Origin of the sequence: Thermosynechococcus sp. HN-54, assembly GCF_023650955.1 — a bacterium.
GTDB lineage: Bacteria > Cyanobacteriota > Cyanobacteriia > Thermosynechococcales > Thermosynechococcaceae > Thermosynechococcus.
In genome coordinates, this window is sequence record NZ_CP098039.1 from 1,363,899 (window position 1) to 1,386,995 (window position 23,097).

22 protein-coding genes and 1 pseudogene are annotated in these 23,097 nt (G+C 52.9%); 10 read left to right on the forward strand and 13 right to left on the reverse strand.

What is annotated here, in order from left to right:
• Positions 1 to 143: 143 nt before the first annotated feature.
• Entirely contained in the window at positions 144 to 683 is a 540-nt protein-coding gene (locus NBE99_RS06610; protein ID WP_250681325.1) for a YqeG family HAD IIIA-type phosphatase, read from the forward strand.
• Here the strand turns inward: NBE99_RS06610 and aroQ are convergent.
• The 5 genes from aroQ to sufR form a co-directional block, all read right to left on the reverse strand.
• Positions 680 to 1,126: a type II 3-dehydroquinate dehydratase gene (gene aroQ / locus NBE99_RS06615; RefSeq protein ID WP_250681326.1), complete on the reverse strand. Its 447-nt coding sequence runs from the start codon at positions 1,124 to 1,126 to the stop codon at positions 680 to 682. The genes NBE99_RS06610 and aroQ overlap by 4 nt on opposite strands.
• Positions 1,127 to 1,172: 46 nt before the next feature.
• Positions 1,173 to 1,301: a hypothetical protein gene (locus NBE99_RS13240; protein ID WP_256468042.1), complete on the reverse strand. Its 129-nt coding sequence runs from the start codon at positions 1,299 to 1,301 to the stop codon at positions 1,173 to 1,175.
• 124 nt (positions 1,302 to 1,425) lie between these two features.
• Positions 1,426 to 1,758: a photosystem II reaction center protein Psb28 gene (psb28, locus tag NBE99_RS06620; protein ID WP_149818920.1), complete on the reverse strand. Its 333-nt coding sequence runs from the start codon at positions 1,756 to 1,758 to the stop codon at positions 1,426 to 1,428.
• A gap of 50 nt (positions 1,759 to 1,808) precedes the next feature.
• The gene (locus NBE99_RS06625) at positions 1,809 to 2,687 is read right to left on the reverse strand and encodes an alpha/beta fold hydrolase (protein ID WP_250681327.1); all 879 of its coding nucleotides are present in this window, start codon (positions 2,685 to 2,687) and stop codon (positions 1,809 to 1,811) included.
• 1 nt (position 2,688) lies between these two features.
• Positions 2,689 to 3,348: an iron-sulfur cluster biosynthesis transcriptional regulator SufR gene (gene sufR, locus NBE99_RS06630; RefSeq protein WP_250681328.1), complete on the reverse strand. Its 660-nt coding sequence runs from the start codon at positions 3,346 to 3,348 to the stop codon at positions 2,689 to 2,691.
• 118 nt (positions 3,349 to 3,466) lie between these two features.
• On the opposite strand from sufR, the pseudogene NBE99_RS06635 reads away from it, so the two are divergent.
• Together NBE99_RS06635 and NBE99_RS13320 are read left to right on the forward strand one after the other, a co-directional pair.
• A pseudogene (locus tag NBE99_RS06635) lies at positions 3,467 to 4,174 on the forward strand (Fe-S cluster assembly protein SufB); the annotation flags it as partial.
• Between the two features lie 141 nt (positions 4,175 to 4,315).
• Positions 4,316 to 5,983: a SufD family Fe-S cluster assembly protein gene (locus tag NBE99_RS13320; protein ID WP_399371053.1), complete on the forward strand. Its 1,668-nt coding sequence runs from the start codon at positions 4,316 to 4,318 to the stop codon at positions 5,981 to 5,983.
• Positions 5,984 to 6,068: 85 nt separating this feature from the next.
• Here NBE99_RS13320 and NBE99_RS06650 read toward each other — a convergent pair whose 3' ends face one another.
• Complete coding sequence (locus NBE99_RS06650) at positions 6,069 to 7,085, reverse strand: WD40 repeat domain-containing protein (RefSeq protein ID WP_250681329.1); 1,017 nt, start codon at positions 7,083 to 7,085, stop codon at positions 6,069 to 6,071.
• A 278-nt stretch (positions 7,086 to 7,363) separates the two neighbouring features.
• On the opposite strand from NBE99_RS06650, the gene NBE99_RS06655 reads away from it, so the two are divergent.
• Genes NBE99_RS06655 through NBE99_RS06665 form a run of 3 tightly spaced genes read left to right on the forward strand, consistent with a single transcriptional unit; the run spans position 7,364 to position 8,774 of the window.
• Positions 7,364 to 7,804 carry a thioesterase family protein gene (locus tag NBE99_RS06655; protein WP_250681330.1) on the forward strand — a complete coding sequence of 147 codons (441 nt, stop codon included), beginning with the start codon at positions 7,364 to 7,366 and terminating at the stop codon, positions 7,802 to 7,804.
• A 42-nt stretch (positions 7,805 to 7,846) separates the two neighbouring features.
• Positions 7,847 to 8,173, forward strand: coding sequence for a 2Fe-2S iron-sulfur cluster-binding protein (locus NBE99_RS06660; RefSeq protein WP_250681331.1), 327 nt, complete (start codon positions 7,847 to 7,849; stop codon positions 8,171 to 8,173).
• A 4-nt stretch (positions 8,174 to 8,177) separates the two neighbouring features.
• A complete protein-coding gene (locus tag NBE99_RS06665) occupies positions 8,178 to 8,774 on the forward strand; it encodes a CPBP family intramembrane glutamic endopeptidase (protein WP_250681332.1) in 597 nt (198 codons plus the stop codon).
• On the opposite strand, the gene NBE99_RS06670 is transcribed toward NBE99_RS06665, so the two are convergent.
• From NBE99_RS06670 to NBE99_RS06690, 5 genes are all read right to left on the reverse strand, one after another.
• Positions 8,771 to 10,384 carry an HD family phosphohydrolase gene (locus tag NBE99_RS06670; protein ID WP_250681333.1) on the reverse strand — a complete coding sequence of 538 codons (1,614 nt, stop codon included), beginning with the start codon at positions 10,382 to 10,384 and terminating at the stop codon, positions 8,771 to 8,773. The two genes, NBE99_RS06665 and NBE99_RS06670, sit on opposite strands and share 4 nt — an antisense overlap.
• Positions 10,385 to 10,445: 61 nt before the next feature.
• A complete protein-coding gene (locus NBE99_RS06675) occupies positions 10,446 to 11,366 on the reverse strand; it encodes an NAD(+) kinase (protein ID WP_250681334.1) in 921 nt (306 codons plus the stop codon).
• 4 nt (positions 11,367 to 11,370) lie between these two features.
• The gene (gene kaiC, locus NBE99_RS06680) at positions 11,371 to 12,927 is read right to left on the reverse strand and encodes a circadian clock protein KaiC (RefSeq protein ID WP_250681335.1); all 1,557 of its coding nucleotides are present in this window, start codon (positions 12,925 to 12,927) and stop codon (positions 11,371 to 11,373) included.
• A gap of 76 nt (positions 12,928 to 13,003) precedes the next feature.
• Positions 13,004 to 13,330 (reverse strand): circadian clock protein KaiB, encoded by a 327-nt coding sequence (gene kaiB / locus NBE99_RS06685; protein ID WP_250681336.1) that lies wholly within the window; start codon positions 13,328 to 13,330, stop codon positions 13,004 to 13,006.
• Between the two features lie 5 nt (positions 13,331 to 13,335).
• A complete protein-coding gene (locus NBE99_RS06690) occupies positions 13,336 to 14,187 on the reverse strand; it encodes a circadian clock protein KaiA (RefSeq protein ID WP_250681337.1) in 852 nt (283 codons plus the stop codon).
• Between the two features lie 112 nt (positions 14,188 to 14,299).
• On the opposite strand from NBE99_RS06690, the gene NBE99_RS06695 reads away from it, so the two are divergent.
• Entirely contained in the window at positions 14,300 to 16,432 is a 2,133-nt protein-coding gene (locus tag NBE99_RS06695) for a histidine kinase dimerization/phospho-acceptor domain-containing protein (RefSeq protein ID WP_250681338.1), read from the forward strand.
• On the opposite strand, the gene hemL is transcribed toward NBE99_RS06695, so the two are convergent.
• Positions 16,423 to 17,658, reverse strand: coding sequence for a glutamate-1-semialdehyde 2,1-aminomutase (hemL, locus tag NBE99_RS06700; RefSeq protein WP_315897319.1), 1,236 nt, complete (start codon positions 17,656 to 17,658; stop codon positions 16,423 to 16,425). The genes NBE99_RS06695 and hemL overlap by 10 nt on opposite strands.
• Before the next feature lie 235 nt (positions 17,659 to 17,893).
• On the opposite strand from hemL, the gene NBE99_RS06705 reads away from it, so the two are divergent.
• Positions 17,894 to 18,931 (forward strand): glycosyltransferase family 2 protein, encoded by a 1,038-nt coding sequence (locus NBE99_RS06705; protein WP_250681340.1) that lies wholly within the window; start codon positions 17,894 to 17,896, stop codon positions 18,929 to 18,931.
• On the opposite strand, the gene NBE99_RS06710 is transcribed toward NBE99_RS06705, so the two are convergent.
• Positions 18,864 to 21,497 carry a PAS domain S-box protein gene (locus NBE99_RS06710; protein WP_250681341.1) on the reverse strand — a complete coding sequence of 878 codons (2,634 nt, stop codon included), beginning with the start codon at positions 21,495 to 21,497 and terminating at the stop codon, positions 18,864 to 18,866. The genes NBE99_RS06705 and NBE99_RS06710 overlap by 68 nt on opposite strands.
• A gap of 470 nt (positions 21,498 to 21,967) precedes the next feature.
• Here NBE99_RS06710 and NBE99_RS06715 point away from each other — a divergent pair, with 470 nt between their 5' ends.
• Entirely contained in the window at positions 21,968 to 22,195 is a 228-nt protein-coding gene (locus NBE99_RS06715; RefSeq protein ID WP_250681342.1) for a hypothetical protein, read from the forward strand.
• A gap of 5 nt (positions 22,196 to 22,200) precedes the next feature.
• Positions 22,201 to 23,001: a prepilin peptidase gene (locus NBE99_RS06720; RefSeq protein WP_399371056.1), complete on the forward strand. Its 801-nt coding sequence runs from the start codon at positions 22,201 to 22,203 to the stop codon at positions 22,999 to 23,001.
• Positions 23,002 to 23,097 lie beyond the last annotated feature (96 nt).

Sequence of the window (23,097 nt, forward strand, 5' to 3'; positions counted from 1 at the left end):
ACACGCGGCATTCTCTCAGATGGTAGCATATTCCCTGTGATTGGAGTAACACCAGCCAGGGTTTTTGCAGTTCCCACCATGTGCCCTAGGAGCCACCCCTAGGATCGTGATAGTCTGACGGAAGATTTTCATTTAGATTTTCAATGGTCACTCGTTCTCTTGCGGCCTTGCTACAACCGGATTTAATTCTGGAAGGCACGATTGAGCAGTTGCATCCCCGTCTGTTGCAGAAATATGATCTGCGCGGCATGGTTCTCGATGTGGATGATACCTTGCTCCCCACTTGGGACGCGGATCTGCCTCCCCAAATTCTCAGGTGGTTACTGGAGATCAAATGCCAAATGCCCATCTGGCTGGTGAGCAATAACTTGAACCACCGCCGCATTGAGCGCATTGCGCAACAGGTTGACTTACCCTTTTTGATGGGGGCGGGCAAGCCCTCGCGTCGCAAGCTTCGCCAAGCGGTACAGGCCATGAATTTGCCTTACCATCAAATTGCAATGGTGGGCGATCGCCTGTTTACGGATATTCTCGCGGGTAATCGCTTGGGGATGTTCACCATCTTGGTACAACCCGTGCTGGTCAAACGGGTTGACGGTAAGTCTTGGGTACGCAATGTGGAGTTCTGGCTGGCACGACAACTGGGAACGCCGCTAGAGATCGCGCCCTCCTCTGAAGGCTAGCCTTTGGCGTGTAAATAGTTCACCAATGCGCGCAGCCCTAAAAGATAACTGTCAGCACCAAAGCCGGCAATTTGACCGATCGCCACCGGGGCAATGTAGGAATGATGGCGAAAGGCCTCCCGCTGATGAATGTTACTCAGGTGAACTTCCACCGTTGGCAGGGCAACGGCAGCGATGGCATCCCGTAAGGCAACACTCGTATGGGTATAGGCGGCTGGATTAATTAAAATGCCATGGGCACGTCCTATTGCCCCCTGAATGGCATCCACCAAGACTCCTTCGTGATTGGACTGGAGGCACTCGATGGTCACCCCTAACTCCTGCGCCAAGGCTGCCAAGGATTCATTAATACTCCCTAGGGTAACCACACCATAGATTCCCGGCTCCCGTTGTCCCAATAGGTTTAGGTTTGGGCCGTGAAGCACTAGAATATGAAAGGCCAAGCTCAACCTAACTGCTCAAGATTGCAATAACTCAATACTCATTGAACTAACGGCGATCATGCACGGGAATCGGAATCGGCTCCAGTTCAGGCGTGGGTTCGGCTCCGCCCAAAAGCTCCAAGAGTTTTTTCAACCACGATTTGAGGGTGTCAAGCAGGCTCTCTAGATAATCCATTGATGTCCCTACTGTATCGCTATAGAACTTAGGGATGCCCTTTCTCGTGCATAAAGACAAAAAAGGCATCGTAACTTTAAGCTAGCACAATCTTTCTGAATCAGCACCCGATTAGTTGGGACTTCTAAGACTTTTGGAAGCCAAGGCCATGGCTCGCCGCATAGCGATCCATAAAGCGAATAAAGCGATCCCACTCTTGGGGGCTACGCATCGTGTAGGTGGCCTCAATGGCAACGGGTTGGCCGTTAATGAACTTGGCATTGACGTCACGGGTAACAATTTCGCCTTCTTCATCCACCATGTACATTCCCGTGATCTCTAGATTGCCCTCTTGGACGATTTTCGGGTTATCGAAGTAAAACATGGCCTGACCGCTGCTGCCATCCCGAGCCCGCGTCAAACGCACATCGGGCACCACTTCTTCATCAACGCCACGAATAAATTGAATTTCTGCCATTGCACCAACACTTCAATCCATATCTCTAGGATACCTGTATCGGGGACAGCTCAAACCAAGAAATCGCGCCGTAGGCTGTAAATGACCCATTCGGGCTGCTCCAGATGGGGTAAGACCCCTGCCTTGGGAATCACTTGAAACTGTTGCAGGCGATCGCGGGCAGTGGCATAGAGTCGCTCGCCAAGGGAAAGGGGGGTCAGCTTGGCCTTTTCTCCCCAAAGCATCATGGTGGGGATGCTCAACTGCGGCAAATAGTGGCTGAGATCAAACGAAAGATTGCCCTTAAGGGTGGCAAGGGCTGACCACTCGGCATTTGGGCGGCAGGCAGAGTCAAGGTACGCTTCTACGGTTTCTTCCCTAAGCCGCTGGGGATCGGCAAAAATAAACTGACTCAGAAAATTCCGCACTGCAAGGGGATTGGCCGCCGCGACGAGGTAAATCAGGCGATCGAGAAGCGGTACACTTAGCAAAGCATTGGCCATGGCTTGGCCTTGATCTTCGCCAAAGTCATTGAATCCACTGGGGCAGACCAGACACAAACGCTCAAAAAGATGGGGTTGCTGAATCGCCAAGCGCACGACAATCCCCGCCGTTAGGGAGGAGGCAACCACTGTCACAGGGGTACCGAGCATCCGCAACAATTCTGCAATCATCAGCCAGTAGTCGCTGCTGGTGTAGTCACGGGCAGGGTGATCCGACTCGCCCCAACCAATGAGATCCGGGGCAATCACGCGGTAGCGAGCCGCAAAGGCAGGATACACCTGTGACCATTCATAGTGACTGGAGCCGCCCCCTAAGCTGTGGAGAAAGACCAAGGGAGGCCGGGATTGCACTGAACCCCAGTAGCGATCGCTGGGGGTGTAATAGACCATGCGACCAATCGTCGTGCGCAGGCTCTGCTGGACAAAGGTGGGCGGACAAAAGGCCATGCTACTTCAGAGGACGAATCAGGTAACCACAGCGATGTTCACCATCCACAATCCACTGGGTGCGCTCCACAGCACAATCTCCAAGGGCGATCGCAAACATCTCTAACTCATGATTGCAAACTGTGGGAAACGACTGCGCCACCGCGGAAATCGCACAGTTGTATTCCGTAAAGAGATAGGCACCTTTAGGTTCACTCACAGGGTAAAACTCTGCCATATATCCCTCCTGTCGTCGCAGAGCCACCAGCCGTGCCAAGCGTTCGGCCAAGGTTCCCGTTCCCAGCTGCTCCCGATAGGTCAGTGCCTTGCGCTGCCAAGCCGCTTGAAGAACATCCTGCATCTGCTCTGGGCCAAGGGTTGCCGCCACCGATTCGAGGAGTTCAACCGCAAACCCCTTTGTGGGAGTGGGTTGGTGGCGCAGTTGAAGTTGCCGCAGTTCTTCCCGTCCCGCTTCGCTCAGCGTGTAACGGTATTGGGGACGCCCCACGGTGCCCGACAGGACTTCATAGGTGACCAGTTGCTCAGCCTCTAGATCCTTCAGATGCCGCCGCACCGCTTGGGGGCTAATGGCCAGCTGTGCCGCCAACTCTTGGGCACTGAGGTGACCATCGCGGAGAAGGCAGTGTAAGATGTCCTGTTTAGTATCGGATGTGAGCGTCACGCAACGCCCCCTTGACTAAAACAACCGTTTTGTTGCTAAATTAGTCCTAGAGATAAAGCAACCATCTTGTTGCTTAATATACTCTAAATTTTGGCCATTCCACCCAAGAGAACACTCAATGTCGGCAACGGTACACTCCCTCGTCAATCAGCCCTACAAGTACGGCTTTGTTACGCCAATTGAGACGGAAACCCTTCCCCGGGGTCTCAATGAGGACATTATTCGCCTCATCTCTGCCAAAAAGAACGAGCCAGAGTTTATGCTGGAGTTTCGCCTGCGCGCCTATCGCCAATGGTTGAAGATGAGCGAACCCACTTGGGCACGGGTGAGCTATCCCGCCATCAACTATCAGGACATTGTCTATTATTCGGCTCCAAAACAAAAGGAAAAGCTGAAGAGCTTAGATGAAGTGGATCCAGTTCTCTTGGAAACGTTTGAGAAACTGGGGATTCCCCTCTCAGAGCAAAAGCGGCTCACCAATGTAGCCGTGGATGCCATTTTTGATAGTGTGTCGGTGGCAACCACCTTCCGCGAGGAGTTGGCCAAGCAAGGGATTATTTTCTGCTCCATTTCTGAAGCACTCCAAGAATATCCCGACTTGGTGCGGAAATACTTAGGAAGCGTTGTCCCCATTGGTGATAACTTCTACGCTGCTTTGAATTCAGCGGTCTTTTCTGATGGCTCCTTTGTCTATATTCCCAAGAACACCCGCTGTCCAATGGAGCTATCCACCTATTTCCGCATCAACAACGGGGAGTCGGGGCAGTTTGAGCGTACGCTGATTATTGCTGATGAGGGCAGCTATGTTAGCTATCTTGAAGGCTGCCATCCTGCCGGTGAGCAAGTCTGTACGCCCGATGGCTGGGTAAATATTGAAAGTCTCAAGCCCGGCGACCAAGTCTATGACCATGAAGGGAATCCCCAGCGGGTACGGGCGGCGATGGTGCGTCACTACAAGGGGGATATGATGACGGTGCGCCCTGTTTCCCCCTACAATGCTTTTCGCCTCACGACAGAGCACCCTGTTTTAGTGGTCAAGCGTCGGGATGTCGCTGTGAAACGGCAGCGGCGGGATGATTGGCTGCCAGAAGTGGACAGCAAGAAGTTAAAGCAAGCCCAACCCCAGTGGTTAAAAGCCGATGAACTTGAGGTTGGTGATTTCCTGCTTGTACCCAAGCTCCACGCGCCCACTCAACAAACCCTCGCGGATCCTGAGGTGGAACTGCTGGGATACTACTTGGCTGAAGGTAGCACCTATTTGAACTCCGCCAATGGTCAATACACCAATCAGCTCAGTTTTGGCCTACATGAGCGCCCCCTCGCAGAGCGTGCCAAGACTCTTGTGGCAACGGTTACAGGGCGTAAGGCTTACCTGACGGAGCAGCGCGATCGCCATGCCCTTGGTCTTAGTTTCTACTCTGCTGAAGCATCTAGTTGGCTCTCCTACCACTGTGGCAAAGGAGCCAGTCAAAAACGCCTCAGCTCAGAACTCATGCATTTGGATCAACGGCAGACACAGATTCGCCTCGATGCCTACTTAACAGGGGATGGCAATGTTTGCGATCGCCAAGGTTCAACCCTAGTTCGCTATTGCACAACCTCGCCAACCCTAGCCCAGCAAGTGCAACAACTGCTCAATCGTTTGGGAATTTATGGCTGGATCCAAACGCGGAAGGGGGGCTTCAGTTGTTTTTCTCGCCACTCTGATCGCTGGATTCATCGTCAACCCCTTTACCAAGTTGGCTATACAGCAAATAAACGTTGGGATCTTGTCCGCGAAACCGAGACTCATTTCCTTGTCCCCATTCGCGAAATTAGTCGCGAGCCTTGGGATGATCTCGTGTTCAACATTGATGTTGCTGAAACCCACAGCTACCTTGTGCGGGGCATTGCTGTTCACAACTGTACAGCACCAATGTTCGATACCAATCAACTCCACGCAGCAGTGGTAGAACTGGTTGCCCTTGACAATGCCGAAATCAAATACTCCACGGTGCAAAACTGGTACGCTGGCGATGAAAACGGCAAGGGGGGCATCTACAACTTTGTGACTAAGCGTGGACTCTGCCTTGGCCGCAACTCTAAGATTTCTTGGACACAGGTGGAAACCGGCTCAGCCATTACGTGGAAGTATCCCAGTTGCGTTTTAGTGGGGGACAACTCGGTCGGTGAATTTTACTCCGTTGCCCTGACAAATAATTACCAGCAGGCAGACACGGGCACGAAGATGATCCACATTGGCAAGAATACCCGTAGCAGGATCGTCTCGAAGGGGATCTCGGCGGGGCACTCGCAAAATAGCTATCGCGGCTTGGTGAAAATTGGGCCGAAGGCAACGGGGGCACGCAACTACTCCCAATGCGATTCGATGCTGATTGGTGATACGGCCGCCGCCAATACCTTTCCCTATATTCAGGTACAAAACCCGACAGCGCAGGTGGAACACGAAGCGTCAACCTCAAAAATTGGTGAGGATCAACTCTTCTATTTTGCCCAGCGGGGAATTGCTGCTGAGGATGCAGTTTCAATGATGATTAGTGGCTTCTGTCGGGATGTGTTTAACCAGTTGCCGATGGAATTCGCCGTCGAGGCCGATCGCCTGCTGAGCTTGAAGCTCGAGGGGAGTGTTGGCTAAAGAACAGTCAAGCCGTTGTTCTCAGTGGCTAAGATGCTTGGAAAGCTTAGCCTTTTTTTCTTCGCAGTTGAGGTCAGCAACTTCCCTATGAGGTTGCGGGAAAAAGGCGCCACACCTTAATGGTGCAGTCTTCACTGGCGGAAATCAGTTGATCTTGACCAAAAATGACACTGTACACGGCACCAGAGTGACCTTTGAGGGTGCGCAATGGCTGACCAGAGAGGGACCAAAGTTTGACGGTTTGATCGCCGTGGCCACTGGCAATGGTGCTGCCATCGGGACTCACCGCCACACTAAAGACTTGCCCGCCCTCCGTGCCAAACTGATGCTGAACTTCCCCTGTGGTCAGGTTCCAGACTTTGATCCCGTCTTTGTCGCTGCCGCTCACTAGTTGGCTGCTGTCGGGGGTGAAGGCGAGGCTATTGACATCGCTGGTGTGTCCTTCGAGGGTGCGCAGAAGGCGGCGGGAGGGCAAATCCCAAATGCGGATCAGCTTATCCACTCCGCCAGTGGCTAAAAAACGCCCATCTTGACTGATGGCCACGCTGAGCATGATGCCCTCATTGCCTTTTAGGGTAGTGATTTCCTGACGGCTAGGGACATCCCACAGTTTGACGGTGTGATCATAGCTGGCACTGGCAAGGGTGCGACCATCGGGACTCAGGGCTAAGCCATTCACAAAATCTTGGTGGCCACTGAGGGTGGCTTGGAGCTGGCGATCGCCCACGCGCCATAATTTGATGGTCTTGTCTTTACTACCGCTAATTACCGTTTGACCATCGGGGGTGATGACAAGGGCATAGATCCAATCGCTGTGCCCTGTGGTTTGTCCTAGATCAGTTCCGGTGGCCAAATTCCAAAAATACAGCCTGCGATCGTCGCCACCACTGACGAGTAAATTACCATCGGGACTGAGGGCGATCGCATTCACTTCATCTTGATGGCCACGCAGTGTCGTAGCGAGAGCCAGTTTTTGCCACTTCGAGGTGCCTGTCTCTGGGGTGGCTCCCCTGTTTTGAGCAGGAGAGGAAAGCCCCCAGCGTTGACTGAGTTGCCAATAGGCCAGTCCTGCAACCAATCCGCTGATGATCAGTATGCTCACAAGAAGTCGAAGATCAGAACTGCCTTTATTCCGCATCCTTGCCAACCTCGAAATCGCGAATCTACACCCTAGGTTCAGCCCTTTTCACAAGGATGGGACATGCACACAACAATCACTGTCAGACAGCATGATTTTCCCTTGGCGTATCCCGTAGTTGAGACAAGCGCTGTACCCTACATTAACAATAAAGGCTGTGGCACGTTTTTGCGTATTGCTCACCTGTGGCAAAGATGGTTTTATCAATGCCAAGCCAAAATTTTGCAACTGGATTCAAGTCCATGACTAAAACACCCTTTCGAGACTATGAGCGCATGGTTCATTTTGCTGACACCGATGCTGCGGGGGTCGTTTATTTTGCCAATCTGCTGCGCTTTTGCCATGAGGCCTATGAGGATGCCCTTGCCCAGTTGGGGGTGGATTTGCGGCAGTTTTTTAGCAACAGTGGACTCATTGTGCCGATTACGGAGGCGCAGGTGCGGTTTCTGAAGCCGCTCTACTGTGGCGATCGCCTGCGGGTGACGATTACCCCCCAGGAACTCGACACCAGTCGTTTCCAACTCACCTATACGCTTTACAACACTAAGGGTGAGCGGGTGGCCGTTGCCTACACCCAACACATTTGCCTGCAACTGCCAGAACGACAGCGAGTGGCCATTCCTAAACTGTTGCATACTTGGTTAAAGTCGGTACCAAAGGAAACCAGCGATCGCGAGGATTAGGGGGATAATAGGGAAGATGTCGCGTCATAGCTCACTGCAAGAATGACCCAAACCTTTCGTGTTGAGATTCTGCACCAAGGACAAACCTACACGTTTGAAGCCAGTGCTGATCAACCGATCCTGCGATCAGCCACTGCTGCCGGCATTGATCTCCCCAGTTCCTGTAATGCCGGGGTGTGCACCACCTGTGCTGCACAAATTCAAGAGGGCAGCGTTGATCACGGGGATGCCATGGGGCTGAGTCCCGAACTGCGGGAAAAAGGTTATGTGCTCCTCTGTGTGGCTCGCCCCTGTTCGGATCTGAAACTCATCTCTGAAAAAGAGGAAGAGGTCTATAACTTCCAATTTGGTCAATTCCAGAAAGCCTAGGCCTATGGAAGAGTCCCCCCTGCCCGATGAGCCGCTGAGTCGGACACAGGTCTTAGTGGCCATGGCGTTGACAGCCATTTTGTGGCTAATTTTGGCGCGGGTGTGGTTATTTACCCCCTTTTCCGGGGGACTTTTGCCACTGCGCTGGGATGGCTGGGCAGTGGTTTTGGGGATTGCCCTCTGCCTAGGAATTACGGGGATGGGGGCTATTGTGTATCACCTCTGGCCCGCCTACCGCCATGCCTCGGATACCTATCTGAAACTGGTACTTTCACCGCTGCTGTGGCCTGATCTGTTTTGGATTGGCGTTTTGCCCGGCCTCAGTGAAGAACTGCTCTTTCGCGGTGTGCTCCTGCCGAGTCTGGGTCTCAATTGGGCAGGGATTGTGGGCAGTGCGGTGTGTTTTGGGATTTTGCACGCTGGATCGCGGCAGCAGTGGCCCTATGCCCTGTGGGCAACTATTGTTGGCGGGCTGTTTGCCTATAGTGCTGTAGCAACGAATAATTTACTCCTAGCGATCGTGGCTCATACCTGTACCAATTGGCTGGCGGCTACGCTTTGGAAAGTCTCCTTTTTGCGATCGTCTCCCCATCAACCCTAGCGCTGGTGCCCCAGCACCCGAAAGACCTCCTGTTGCTCAAAGAGTTCAACAAGATCGGGATTAATCTTAAATTCCTTGGCCTCCTGCCACAGAATCTCTAAGGCTGCATCCACGGGTAGGCTCTTTTTGTAGGGGCGATCTTTGGCCGTGAGGGCATCGTAAATATCCGCGATCGCCAGCATCTGGGTTTGCAAAGGAATCTCCGCCACCCCAATGCCGCGGGGGTAGCCACTGCCATTCAAGCGCTCATGGTGACCATAGGCAATGATCGGTACATTTTTCAGATGGGGTGTCCAAGGAATGCGGGAGAGAAATTGGTACGTGTGGGTGACATGGGCTTCAATGATCCGCCGCTCCTGTTGGGTGAGGTTCCCTCGCCGTACCAAGAGTTGTTCGAGTTCGCTGGCCGTAATTAAGGGATAGAGTTCGCCATCAGTTCCGCGATAATAAAATTGGGTTAATTCCTGAAGGCGGGCAAGGGGGTCTTGATCCAGAATTTGTGGCTCATTGGCCTGCTCCAACAACTGCCAGTAAGCTTCTAGGGTCAGAAGTTGTTGTTGTAGTTCTTGATCGAGATGCCGCAAAAAGGCACAGTCGTGACAAGCTTGCTCGGAACCATGGGGGGTGTGGGGATGGCACAGGAGATAGTTCACCTTAGCTTGCGCCGTCTCCATTTCTAAGGTGCGGCGAACGAGGGCAAAGCGCTGGCGAATCACCTCTAGTTGTTCGGGGAAGATTTTCTTTTGCTTGTTGAGAATGGCTTCGGGGACAGCCACCTTGCCAAAGTCATGGAGCAGGGCGGCATAGCGGATTTCCTGTAGCTGGCGATCGCTAAAGGACACCTGCTGAAATGGCCCCCTAGAGGTTGCACTGGTGATCTCGGCAAGGCGCACTGTTAGAGCTGCCACCCGTTCCGAATGCCCCGCGGTTGTTGGATCCCGTGCCTCAATGGCCTGAACTGAAGCCGTGACAAATCCCTCAAAGAGCTGTTCAATACTTTTGAGGAGATGGTTGCGCTCGATAATCACAGCAGCTTGACTGGCCAGGGATCGCACAATATGTTCTTCCCAAGGGCTATAGGGCTGCGTGAGAGCCACAGTAGTTTCTGGCGTCAGCAGTGCGTCGGGCGATCGCTTGCGATTAATGAGTTGCAGAACCCCAATCACCTCACCACTGACGTTTTGCATCGGTACCACCAGCACCGAGCAGGTTCGATAATTCAAAGCTACATCGAAGGAGCGATTGAATTGGTACAGCTCGCTTCCCGCTAGGGCATAGACATCGGGAATATTCAGGGATTCTCCCGTGAGGGCGGCATAGCCCACCAAACTATCAGGGGTGAGGGGGAGTGTATAGTCCTCTACCTGCTCAGGGAGAGCCACGCTCTCGTTTTGAGCCGCCTTGAATTCAAGAACCGCGGCTTCCCGCTGCACCAGAAAAATCGTGCCGGCATCGCTAGCCGTAATCTGGCGACTTTTGGTGAGGATCAGGTGCAGCAGCTCCTCTAGGGATTGAGTGGCAGAGAGGGCGATGCCAATTTCTAAAAGCTGATCGACGAGCGTTGCCCCATTTTGCCTAAGAATGGCTCGTTCAAGGGGACTAGTAATCATAGCAAACGCTCCTTTAGGAATGCCCCCATTATAGATACCGCCTTAAATCCCCTTCTGTGATCTAATTGCGGTGATTGTTGTGATAGGGAATACGTGCTCCTGCCCAAGCCAACTTCTCCCGCAGAGTCTGATAAAACGAGTAATGATCCCGCAGGATAATAAACCGGGCTTGACAATCGGCCATTGTCACTTGCACCCGCTGCCCCGGCCAAATGGAGGTGGCCAGTACGCCATCCATCCACAGTTTCGTATTGAGGCTGTGATCATCCAGCGGCCAAATGCTGACTGAAGAGCGCGCCGGTAAGACAATGGGGCGGCTAGAAAGACTCAAGGGACAAATGGGGGTTACCACAAGCGCTTCCATCCCCGGATGCAAAATAGGGCCATTGGCTGCGACCGTATAGCAGGTAGAGCCGGTGGGGGTGGCTACCAGCAATCCATCGCCTTGGTACTGATCGACCACATCGCCATCAATTTCCATTTCCAATAGGGCGGTGATCATGCGATCGGCAGAGGCCGGCTTGATGCACATTTCGTTCAGGGCATAGTAGCGATCGCCCACCCCTTCAGGATGCAATTTTGATCCCTCAAACACTTGGGCTTGCAGCATCATTCGCTGTTGCATGGCGTACTCGTCCCGCTCGAGGCGATCCCAAACCGCCTCCATATCGCGAAATAGCTCCAGCGGCTCCGTCAAAAATCCCAAATGCCCCCCCACATTCACCGCCAAAATCGGAACCCCAGCCGCAGCGAGGTGCCGTGCCGCCGCTAAGGAGGTGCCGTCTCCCCCCAAGACCACGGCCAGATCAATCGGCTCTGTGACCGAAGCCATAAAGACAGGGTAGGGGTTGTCCTTAGGCCCACTCGGCCCCACGAGTACATTGGCACCCCGTTGCTGTAGCTGACGGGAAGCGCGATCCGCCCATTCTTTGCTCTGGCGATCGCCCGCCTTGTGCACCACAATGACTTGGTTTAATTGCATGGGGCTACTCGTTCCCTAGGTCTTGCATCCCCTTAGCAATTCGTGCCAACTCTGTTTTTTCATCCACCGAAATGCGGGTTGGGGTACCGCTGATAATGCCCTCAAAGTTGCGGAAAGAATCGCGAATTTCAGCGCCCTTCTCAGTGATCACATACTCTCGAATTCCCTTGTCGTGCCAAGAGCCACGCATCTTGAAGACGTTAATCGCCCGCGACATTTCACCGCGAATTTCCACATACTGCAACAGCAAAATCGTGTCCGTAATCGTGGAAATATGGGACTCGGTAATTGAGTTTGACCCCATAAACTGATCCGTCGTGTTAGTGAAAAATCCGGTGATCTCCTCCTGTTTGGCAAATCCAGTGACCCCAATCACAAACTGACGGAAAGCATTATTGCTCACCCCCCGTGCCAAGGCAGACAGCGAGTCAATGGCCACCCGTGAGGGCTTAAAGTCAGCAATCTCAGATTTAATAATTTGCAGGTGATCCTCTAGCCCCGCTGACTCTGGGTAGGCACAAATAATCCGCAATAGATCTCGCCGTTCTAGCTCCTCAAAATCAATTCCCCAGGAGGAGGCATTACGAGACAACTGTGCCCTTGACTCTTCATAGGCGAACAGCAGTGCCCGTTCCCCCTGTTGGCACCCCGTCTCCAAGAATTTGCTCACCAGCAGGGTCTTGCCAGTACCCGTTGCCCCTGTGGCCAAAATGATTGAATCCTTGAAGAAGCCGCCCCCACACATCTCGTCGAGGGTTTTGACCCCCGAAGACACCCGCACATTGGAAGAACGTTGGGTGAGACGCATGGCTCCCAAGGGAAAAATATTGATGCCATTGTTGATCGTAAAGGGATATTCCCCCTTCATGTGGGTCGTCCCCCGCAGCTTGAGAATTTCCACGGTGCGCCGCCGCCGTTCCCCCTCAAGCACATTGCGTAAAATCACTACGTTATCGGAGACAAACTCCTCAACCCCAAAACGCGCCACTGGCCCATATTCATCGACCCGCTCCGTGGTCATAATTGTGGTTACGCCGAGCTGTTTGAGCCGAAAAGCCAAGCGAAAAATTTCCCGCCGCACCACCGAGGCGGCATCGTATTGCTGAAAGACGGCTGTGACTGAATCAATGGAAACGCGCGTTGCTTTGTATTTGCGAATCGCATATTGAATGCGCTCAATCAGCGCCGATAAGTCAAAATCGCCAGCCACCTCTTGACCATCAGGGTCTGGAGACGCATCGAGAATAAATAGCTTCCCTTGATCAATCAGGCTTTGCAGATTCCAGCCAAAGCTCAGGGCGTTTTTAATAATGTCTTGGGGGGACTCTTCAAAGGTAACAAATATCCCTGGCTCATTAAAAATCGTAATGCCATTGTAGAGGAACTGAACCGCAAAAAGGGTCTTCCCTGTGCCTGAAGTGCCGCTGACCAAGGTGGTACGTCCTTGAGGAAGTCCCCCATGACTGATGTCGTCAAATCCCTCAATCATCGTCGGGATTTTCTTTACTTCCGCAGGAGACTGCCCAGTTGCACTTAACTGACTTTCAGGTAGGTTCGTCATAGAAGATTTTTAGATTCAGTATTCTGCAAAAAATTCCAAAAGGTTATTCTAAACTGAGACACTCTAACCACTGCGTTTATTCCAAGCCTAGATCATCGTCGGACTGCTCACCAATTTCTTCATACAGCAAGTCCAAGCCAATGAGCACCTTCTCACGATTGGAGAGGTCACCAATGATGCGACGTACGGGCGGCGGTAAGACTTTGGCGAGGGTGGGTGTGGCCAAAATTTTATCCTCCTCAGCCAGTTGTGGATTTTTGAGGACATCAATCACTTTAAGCGCATAGACTCCCTTAAATTCTTTTTCAAGGATGTTATTAAGCGTCTTCAGGGCACGCACGGAGTTGGCGGTGTTACCAGCAACGTACAACTTGAGAACGTAGGTTTTCCGCAGGGGAGCCATCGGCGTTACACCTCCCGCGGAATCGAGCGACGATACATTTCGCACAGATGGGCGATGACATCAATGAGCGTCAGGCGATAATCCAGCAAAATGTCCTCACTGCGGCCTTCGAGTTTGAGTTGCTTCGAAAAATTATCCATGAGTTCAACGTGAATCTCTAGGACTTGGGAAACAGAAATGTCTGCGAAGAACGCTTTACTAACAAATTCGTCAATATGCTCATTTACTTTGGCATCAGTGTTAAAGTACTCAAGGACAATGGTACGATAGACTGAGCGCAATTCGTCGAGCAGTTTGCGCTTATCCGCAGGCGACATCCGCCGGAAGAAAAAGGCCGTATCTCGCTTGTAATACACGCCAAGGTAGCCAAGGCGCTCTTTTAATTTTTGGGACAGGCGGTGCTGGGGATCGACGTTGCTACTTTCCTTGAGCGCCGGCATGCGAAACATGACGTGGGGCGGCACGGCGCACCCCGGACAGAGCTTGACAAAGCCGGTAATGGCTTCCTCGATTTGATGGTTGAGTTGGTAAAGGTTATCTGTGGTCAGAATCACTTCGGCGATGTGGTAGTGGGGGCCAAGGGGGGGCGGGGATGGCGCAGCTGGAAAAATGAGGATGGCCGGTAGGAGGGTGGCGCTGTGGTGGAGGTACGTGATGATTTGCGGCGTACCCTCTCCCCATTCTAAAATTAAACAAGCGACGCTATTTCGCCGCTCCTCTAGGTAGTTACAAAACTCTCTCTCGGTGGAGAAGTAAACAAGTTCATCAATGTCGGAGTTGTGCAAACGGATTAGTTCTTGGCCGATAGCGGGCGAGTAAACTAAGCCACAAATTGTTAGTGCGGTTGACTGCGCCACGTGCTTTCAGAACTTGGGTTTGCATCTGATAGCATCCTATCACTTTCACGCTGGTGGTGGCAGTGTTTTCTGAAGGTGTGTTGCCATTTCATTACAACTTTAGGAATACCCCATGGATGCCCTCTCCCTAGCCGCTTTGACTGAACCTGCAATCACAGTGGGGGCAAGCCTCTCTCTAGGCAAGGTGTACCAGCGGTGGCAAGACACCTTTGCAGAGGTCATCGTCATTGTGGATGAACGGCAAAAACCTCTAGGGGTGGTGCAGGGCTGGCGGTTGGCCCTGAGTTTGACCCAGGAGGGGACATTGGCGGAGCTGCCTGTGGGAACGGTAGCGGCTTCTTGGCGATCGCCCGTGGTGGTGGTACCGGCAGGGTGGACGTTATTGCAGTTTCAGGTATGGTTACGTGGCCAACCGGAATTGCCGACCTATATTGCGCTCGTGGATGCGGAGGGCGGCTTTGTGGGACTGTTGGATCAGCGGCAGCTGCTTCATCACTGGGCGTCCCAACCTCCCATGCCTTGGCTAGAGGTGATCGAACAATTGCCCTTGCCCCTACAAATTCAAAATGCCCAAGGGAGTGTCGTTTGGCAAAATCGGGCGTGGTCAGAACACCTCACGGACTTTTTGCCCTTGGTGCAGCCCCAGTTTGAGGGGATGAATTGTCAGGCGCTAGAGGGGCGATCGCCATGGCAGGTGTGTTCCTTGCCCTTGAATTTAACCCCCTTTGATCGGGAGAGAGAAGAGGGAAATGTGGCAGTGGCCAGCGATCGCTATTGGTTATTTTTTGCCCAACAGCAACAAGAAACCAAGCCTACAACTCCCACCCACTTGTACCAACTGCGCCTCCATCAGCAAAAGCGCCTTCTCCTGAGCTTAGGGCATGAACTCAAAAATCCCCTGACGGCGATTCTCGGCCTCACCCAACTGCTGTGGCAGCACCCCCTACCAGAGCAACAGGACTACCTTGCCCTCATCCAACGTAGCGGTTGGCAAATGAATCGCCTGATTCAAGCGTGGCAGGACTATACCCGTGCCCTCTGGCGAGAGTTGGAATTGCAATGGGAAACTGTAGAATTGGCGGGTTTATGGTTGCGATCGCAGGAATTGGCGGAGCATCTCTACAATCTGACCCCGCCAGGTTGGCAGTGGCAATGGCAAATTGATCAGCCCTTGAGCCATGTGTACCTCTACGGCGATGCTCTGCGGCTACGGCAGATTCTTGCCCATCTCTTGGGGTGGCTGATGCTCTTTCCCAGCGATCGCTACGGATTGCGCTTGAGTCGCTGGCAAAATTGGCTGGCGCTGCAACTGTGGGAAGAGGGACATGGCATTCCCCTTAAGGATCACGATCGCCTGCTGCACGAATGCCTCGAGGACTACGCCGAAGTAACCATGGGGCTGATGCTTGCCCGCCAACTCTGTCGTCTCCACAATGGTGAGCTTTCCTTTATTGCCCAAGCTGACAGCTCTAGTGAATGGACAGTACTGCTGCCCTTTGCTGAGGAACTTCCCCCTGAATTACCCACTACGGCTCAATTGATCCTTTTGGTCAGTAATGATGCCACGTGGATCATGGACACGACTTCCGCATTGCGACGCAGTCACTACGGCTATATGGTCGCTCGCCATCCCCTTGAAGCCCTAGATAAGCTGGAGCAATTGCAACCCACGGCCATTGTCGTCCGCCCTGCCAGTAGTCTGATTTTGGCTGACGTGGTTGAGAGTCTGGCCACCAGCCCCTTCAGTGCGACTGTCCCATTGATCATCCTCTCCGATGAAGCCACTCCCTTGGGCTTGACCGGTTTTGTGCAACGGCTGCCCTTGAGTAGTCATCCCAGCCTGCTGATTGATGTCCTCGATCGCTGGTGTTTTCCACGACTGACTGCTCCAAGGGAAGAATCGACCTTTGAGCGTCCCCTCCTCAATCAAACGGTACTCCGCCTCGGCCTACTCCATGAAATTAGCCTGCCCCAACTGCGGCTCCTTGAAGCAGAAGACCTCGAACAGGCCGAACTCTTGGTAGAGATTTGGCAGCCCGATGTTCTGATTTGGGATTTACCCGCTGACGAGGTCGCCCATCTGGAAAATCATCCCAAACTGCGAAAACTCCCCATGATTACCTTGGCCGAAGATAGCAGCAGAGCCATTCATCAATTGGGAGATGTGGTGGTCTTTCCCTGCCTCAACCTTGCAGACTTAATGGATGTGGTGCTCCTTGCTGCAACCGTAAAAGCTCAAAGCTGACTCAGCACTGTCCGCGCTGCCGCAATGGTGCGCTCAATATCGGCCTCCGTATGGGCAAGGGAGGTAAAGCCCGCTTCAAACTGGGATGGCGCAAGGTAAATTCCCTGCTCTAGCATGCCTCGATGAAAGGCCGCAAACTTTTTCAAATCCGACTGCTTGGCCTGCTCGTAGTTGGTCACTGGCCCTGCGGTGAAAAAGAGACCAAACATACCGCTGATGTGACCACCACAAACCTCGTGGCCAAACTCCCGTGCGGCGTCTAACAGTCCCTGTACCAGCTTGCCTGTGATTCGATCCAGTTGTTCGTAGCTGCCGGGGCGACTCAGAATTTCCAAGGTTTTGATGCCCGCTGTCATCGCCAAGGGATTACCGGAGAGGGTGCCCGCTTGATATACAGGCCCTGCGGGTGCCACCAGTTTCATAATGTCAGCGCGACCGCCATAGGCTCCCACTGGTAAACCACCACCAATCACTTTACCCAAGGTGGTCAAATCGGGAGTGACGCCAAATTTTTCCTGAGCACCGCCATAGGCAATGCGAAAGCCGGTCATCACTTCATCAAAGACCAAGAGGGCACCGTATTGCTGGGTGAGTTCCCGCAACCCTTCAAGAAAACCAGCATCCGGGGGAATAAAACCGGCATTGCCGACGACGGGTTCGAGGATGACGCCGGCAATCTCATCGGGATACTGTTCAAAGAGACGACTGACCGCTTCCAGATCGTTGTAGGGGGCGGTTAAGGTGGCGGCGGTGGTGGCTTTCGGCACGCCGGGGGAATCGGGCAATCCCAATGTGGCCACTCCTGAACCCGCCTTGACGAGGAACATATCGGCATGGCCGTGGTAGCAGCCTTCAAACTTGATCACTTTTTCCCGCTGGGTATAGGCACGCATCAACCGCAGCACTGCCATACAGGCCTCTGTCCCAGAATTGACAAAGCGCACCATTTCGACGCTGGGGACAGCGGCAATCACCATTTCCGCCAAGATGTTCTCAAGGACGCAAGGAGCACCAAAGCTGGTTCCTTTTTCGAGGGCAGCATGGAGGGCTTCAATGACTTCGGGATGGGCATGGCCGACGATCGCGGGTCCCCAAGACCCCACGTAGTCAATGTATTGGTTGCCGTCCACATCCCAAATGTGCGCCCCTTTGACGTGATCAAACACAATGGGTTGGCCGCCGACGGACTTGAAGGCACGCACGGGCGAACTGACGCCACCGGGCATGAGTTTTTGGGCAGCGGCAAAAATTTCTTGGGACTTTGTGGTTTGAAAAACGGTCGTGGTCAACGTCAACTCCCTCAAGCATTGGCGTGCTCAAAGTATTATAGGCAATTCCCTACCCCTTCCTCTAGAACTTCGCATGTTGCAATTCTTTACAGTCTTGGTTGCCCATTTATGGCTTTTGGGAGAATAACACTGGGTTTTGTACCCACAGAACGGCTACCTCTGCAAGATGTCTATGTCCTCCACGCCACTTCTGCCAACCTTCTCCATCATCTTGGAAACTGAGAACTTGGCGAATGCAGATATGGCTGGACTTCACCGTGCCCTCCAGTCCCTTGCTAGTCAAGATTTACCCCCCACTGTTGCCAATGAAGTCCTGCTCTTGGAAACAGGGGATGCTCCCCAAGCGTATCTTGCGCAACTGGCCGATGCCTACCCTTGGCTGACGTTTTGTGCCGTGCCTAAGGAGCTGAGCTATTACGAGGTGAAGATGTGGGCAGCGAAGAAAGCAACAGGTGAGGTGATTGTGTATTGTGATTCGGACTGTTGCTATGAGCGCAGTTGGTTGCGCAGGATGGTGACGAGCTTTACAGCCGATGAACAGATTCGAGTGGTGGCTGGGGAAACGGCCATCCGCGGGGCTGGTATTTACCGCACAGCCATGGCACTGACTTACATTTTTCCGCAGTACAGTGGGGGACAACGAATGGAACCTGCGGCGGGCTACTTTTTGAATAATGTGGCTTTTCGCCGTCAGTTTTTGCTAGATCATCCAATTCCCACTGAATTACCCCTCTACCGTGGCAACTGTGTCATTCATGCCTACACACTGCTGCAACAAGGGGAGTGTATTTGGTGCCAACCCCAAGCCCGTGCGAGTCACGCTCCCCCCAATGGCCTCTCCCACTTTTACTGGCGATTTTTGCTCATTGGCCACGATTACTATTGGCAGCAGCGCCTGTTAGGCAAGCTCTCTCAACGGCTAAGGGGGCAAGATCATCAGGGTTGGCGGGGCAAGTTCAGGATTTTTGGTCAACGGTTGCGACAGATGGTTCGCCATGATCCAAGACACATATTTTTTCTTCCGTTGGCGTTACCCATCATTCTCGTTTCTGTGCTGCTAATTCTGATTGGCTACCAACTGACGACTCTCAAGCCCCACTATCTGCTAAAGGCCTACGAACGAATCCTTGGGAAACCCGAACTTAAGCATAGCAATAGCGATCGCGCCCTCCCTGCTTGGCGAGATAGAGCTGCTGATCGGCAAGGCTAAGGAAGTTGTTCACTGGTTGCCCTACTTGGGGCTGCAAACTGGCAATGCCTATACTGAGGGTGACACGATCGCTCACTGATGAAGCTGGATGGGGAATCTTCAGGGAATGCAGGAGCCGTCGAATTCGCTCAGTGACACAAATACTGCCGACCAGATCCGTGTTTGGCAAGATGAGGGCAAATTCCTCACCCCCATAACGAGCAGCCAGATCGCCAGGGCGGCGCGCCGCTTGGGTTAAAACTTGGGCGATCGCTACAAGGCAATCATCCCCCGCTTGGTGCCTCCAGTGGTCATTGAAGTTCTTAAAGAAATCCACATCACAGAGAATTAGGGAAATGGGAGTTCCTTCTCGCTGCGCTAACTGCCACTGCTGCTGCAAATACTGGTCAAAATAGCGCCGATTGGCAATTTGAGTGAGGCCATCAATGGTGGCAAGGCGCGAGAGTTCGGCATTGGCCAACTGGAGAGAGTCATACAAGGTCGTCTGCTGAATGGTAATGGCCAGTTGATCTGTGAGGGAGAGAATCAGTTGTTTTTCCTCAGCAGTCCATCCCGTGGAATTGTGGAGGCGCTGGCAGGAAAAGGCACCCCAAGTCCCCTGACTGATGCGAATGGGAGCAATCAACCAGCCGCCACCCAGCACCCTAGCAATTGAACGGTTAATCTCATCATGAGGAGGCAGCTCATGCAAAGGAGGTATCTCAGCCATCTTGCCTTGGTGTAAGGTTGGTGCAATCGGGTTATGTGTGTCGGGAATTGTCAGTCCCACACTCGGTACCAGAGGTGTTGTGTTGAAAGACTCTACTAGGGGAATCCAGTACCGCTGTTCTTGTTCGTACTTGACAACCACTGCGCGATCCACCCGCAGGATTCGACATCCCTGCTGCACGGCTTGGGCAAATACCTGATCTAAGTTAGCGGCCTCGCGAATTCCCTGAATGAGGTAATTGAGGTCGCGCTGGCGAGTGGCTTGATCTTGGAGGTAGGACTCATAACGTTTGCGATCGCTAATGTCGCTAAAGGTGAGAATTACCTGCTCAATGCTCCCCGTTGCCGTTACTTCTGGATCAGCAGTCACTTGCAGCCAGAGCCGCTGTTGGGTTTGTTGATTGAGAATGCCCATTACTCCTTGTACCCGCCGCTTTTGAGCAATGGCAATCATCAGGGGAAAGGCTGCTGGCGGCATTGGCTTGCCGGCGTCATTCAGGGCATCCCAAGCCATCTCAGTCGGTTTTTGACCCATCATCTCTTGCGCGTTGACCCCCAGTAACTCACAGCCGCGGGGATTAATAACCTGCACTCGGAGGTCAGCAGAGATTAACATCACCCCCACGTCCAAATCATGGATGAGATTGCGAAAGAGGGCTTCCCGTCGGCTGAGTTCTTTGGCGATCGCCACTTGAGTCTCTTCAAAACGCTTGATTTGAGTAATATCGCGGATGACGCAGAGGACTTGATCTTTGCCTTTGTAGCGCAACCGTCTGGCAAAGATATCTACATCAATGATCTGGCCATCCCTACAGCGATGCTTGCTGACACTGTGCCAAGTGTGCTGATGCCGAATCGTGTCTAGAAATTCCTGAAATTGATCGCGGTAGTCGGGGTGCAGAAAATCCTCAGCTCGAAGTTCAAGGCATTCACTGCGACTGTAACCATAGATGTCACAGATGGCATCGTTGACCTCAACGATCTGTAGGTTTTCAGTGTCATAGATGACTAGACCATCGGCCACGGACTCGAAAACACTGCGATATAGAGCCTCGCGCTCATTCAGTTCAGCAAGGGCACGCTTGCGATCGCTGATATCGGTACAGACAACCACACAGCCAACAATTGCTTCCTCCCCATCCAGTAGGGGAAAAAGGTGGCTCAGCATATCACAGGGGGCATCGGTGCGGCAACGCAGCAGAATTTCCTCGTCGTTAATGGTTTCTCCCGCCAAGACGCGGTCAATCAGTGCTTCCACCCGAGTCACTGATTCTTGGGGATGGAGCAGTGCCGAAAATGGCATACCGGGAACCACTTGAGCCGCGGCTAGCGTCTTCAAGCCAACCCAATTACTGGTTAAAAGCGTTTTGTCGCGATTGAGGGTCAAAATGATGACAGGGCAATTGTTCACTAACTGCTCGTAGCGGTTGTGCTCGCGCTCAAGAGCCAATTGGAGTTGCCGTTGGGGGGTAATGTCTTCAATGAGGGCAATGAGGAGCTGGGGGTCGCCCTTGGCAGTGCGCACACAAGAGAGGGTTAAATTTCCCCAGACTATTTGGCCGTTTTTGTGGCGGTAACGTTTGACAATGCGATAGGTATTGCGCCGTCCTTGTTGACATTGTTCGATCAGGGCAGCCTCCTCAGGCCAATCTTCAGCAAACGTCAGATCGTGGGCAGTGAGGCTTGCCAGTTCAGCAGCAGTGTAACCAATGAATTGACAAAAAAAGGGGTTGCAATAGGTGAGGCGATAGTGGTTGGCAGGACTGGTGATAACAATTCCTATCTGAGCGTTTTCAAAAACAGCACGCCAGCGATATTCACTTTCTCTGAGAGCCTGTTTTGCTCGAAGTCGCTCCATTTCATCCACAATCCTGCCCTCATTGTCATAGGCTGAACCCGTGATATCCTCCTACTCATGTCATGAACCTAATCCTCTGTCCCATCGATGTAGGAGCCTGTCCTGTCTCCTGTGGTGATGAATAGGGCTGGTCAAGGAAGACGGCTGCGAGTTCATGGCTAGGCGGCAGGAGTGTGAGGGAACAAGGAACATCGTATTGGAACCGTACTTAGAAATGGCTAAACTCGCGATCGCAAGCTGTCTTTAGAAGAATCGAGGAGACCAATTCTTCAGTAGCTTGCCTCCTGCGGTCATGCCACAAGAAAACATCTGGGGCTTCTTTTCTACTCCTATGCTATCGCTTGGCTGAGGAAACAGTCTTGGATTTCAGGTCTGCTTTTGCATAGGTGGGGCGCTTGTTCAGAACTGATGATTGGCTCAACACTAAACATGACCTTTTCTGATTGTTCGATTGCCGAGGAGTGGGGCACATGCCAGTCTTGCCAACCATGGAAACCGTTGATACTCCCCTATTAGCTGCTGCTCAATCCATCTATAATCTCTACCAGCAGGTTCATGGGGTCAAAACGGTGCCTGCGGGTGTCGTTGTCAATCGGCAAACCCTGCGGGGCTATGTGCTGTTTACGAGCCAGCCTGTGCTGCTACCCCAAGAATCCTTTATTCCTTATGATCATTTGCCAGAAGTAACACGCCTATAACTGCACTGACCTTTTTGACCTTTACTAGCTACTGCCTTGTCTTTGGCTTAGGAGCGGCGGTCGGGAGTTTTCTCAATGTCGTGATCTACCGTGTACCAAGCGGGCGATCGCTCCTGTTTCCGCCATCCCGTTGTCCGCTGTGCTTAACAACTCTACGCCCTTGGGACAATATCCCGATTTTCGGCTGGCTGCTGCTGCGGGGGCAATGTCGCTACTGCCATGCACCGATTTCTTGGCGCTATCCCGCCATTGAACTGTTGACGGGGCTGCTGTATGTCCTCATCTTTGCCGTGAGTGGTTGGCAGGGGGAAACCCTTGCACTGTGGCTATTGAGTGCATGGCTCTTGGCGTTGGCCTTGATTGATCTAGACACAATGACGCTGCCCCATCCCCTGACAAAGTGGGGGTTGATTCTCGGCTTGCTCGTGAGAGGGTTAACGACGGGTCTAGGCGGACTCACCGAGGGCATCATTGCCGCGGTGATTGGCATTTGGCTTTTTGATCTGATCCGCTGGGGGGGGGCGATCGCCCTTGGTCAGGAGGTCATGGGGGGAGGGGATAGCAAATTAGCAGCGATGATCGGGGCTTGGTTAGGTTGGCAGGGATTGCTCGTGACCTTTTTCTTGGCCTGTGCCCTCGGTGGCCTGATGGGTGGACTGGGGATTGCCCTCGGTTGGATTCAGCGGCGGCAGCCAATTCCCTTTGGCCCTTTTTTGGCCGTGGCGGCTATTGTCAGTGGTCTCTTTGGCCGCCAATTGATTCATCTTTACCTTGAAACCTTTTTGCCGGGTGTGTTTGTTCCCTAAGCTGGATTCACTAAAGACAACAACACAACATCAGCCCAGCCAAAATTGCCCCTAGAGGCGCCAAAATTTCCTGAGCAACGCCTTCTGTAGTCCGTG

Bases quoted from the DNA above. Each gene is read 5' to 3' on its own strand.
- NBE99_RS13240 (WP_256468042.1), bottom strand. From the start codon at position 1,301: ATGGATTATCTAGAGAGCCTGCTTGACACCCTCAAATCGTGGTTGAAA.
- NBE99_RS06675 (WP_250681334.1), bottom strand. From the start codon at position 11,366: ATGCAATTAAACCAAGTCATTGTGGTGCACAAGGCGGGCGATCGCCAG.
- psb28 (WP_149818920.1), bottom strand. From the start codon at position 1,758: ATGGCAGAAATTCAATTTATTCGTGGCGTTGATGAAGAAGTGGTGCCC.
- NBE99_RS13320 (WP_399371053.1), top strand. From the start codon at position 4,316: ATGACGGTGCGCCCTGTTTCCCCCTACAATGCTTTTCGCCTCACGACA.
- kaiC (WP_250681335.1), bottom strand. From the start codon at position 12,927: ATGACGAACCTACCTGAAAGTCAGTTAAGTGCAACTGGGCAGTCTCCT.
- NBE99_RS06665 (WP_250681332.1), top strand. From the start codon at position 8,178: ATGGAAGAGTCCCCCCTGCCCGATGAGCCGCTGAGTCGGACACAGGTC.
- NBE99_RS06705 (WP_250681340.1), top strand. From the start codon at position 17,894: ATGTCCTCCACGCCACTTCTGCCAACCTTCTCCATCATCTTGGAAACT.
- hemL (WP_315897319.1), bottom strand. From the start codon at position 17,658: ATGCCCGGTGGCGTCAGTTCGCCCGTGCGTGCCTTCAAGTCCGTCGGC.
- NBE99_RS06710 (WP_250681341.1), bottom strand. From the start codon at position 21,497: ATGGAGCGACTTCGAGCAAAACAGGCTCTCAGAGAAAGTGAATATCGC.
- NBE99_RS06660 (WP_250681331.1), top strand. From the start codon at position 7,847: ATGACCCAAACCTTTCGTGTTGAGATTCTGCACCAAGGACAAACCTAC.
- kaiB (WP_250681336.1), bottom strand. From the start codon at position 13,330: ATGGCTCCCCTGCGGAAAACCTACGTTCTCAAGTTGTACGTTGCTGGT.
- NBE99_RS06625 (WP_250681327.1), bottom strand. From the start codon at position 2,687: ATGGCCTTTTGTCCGCCCACCTTTGTCCAGCAGAGCCTGCGCACGACG.
- NBE99_RS06695 (WP_250681338.1), top strand. From the start codon at position 14,300: ATGGATGCCCTCTCCCTAGCCGCTTTGACTGAACCTGCAATCACAGTG.
- NBE99_RS06715 (WP_250681342.1), top strand. From the start codon at position 21,968: ATGCCAGTCTTGCCAACCATGGAAACCGTTGATACTCCCCTATTAGCT.
- NBE99_RS06610 (WP_250681325.1), top strand. From the start codon at position 144: ATGGTCACTCGTTCTCTTGCGGCCTTGCTACAACCGGATTTAATTCTG.
- NBE99_RS06670 (WP_250681333.1), bottom strand. From the start codon at position 10,384: ATGATTACTAGTCCCCTTGAACGAGCCATTCTTAGGCAAAATGGGGCA.
- NBE99_RS06655 (WP_250681330.1), top strand. From the start codon at position 7,364: ATGACTAAAACACCCTTTCGAGACTATGAGCGCATGGTTCATTTTGCT.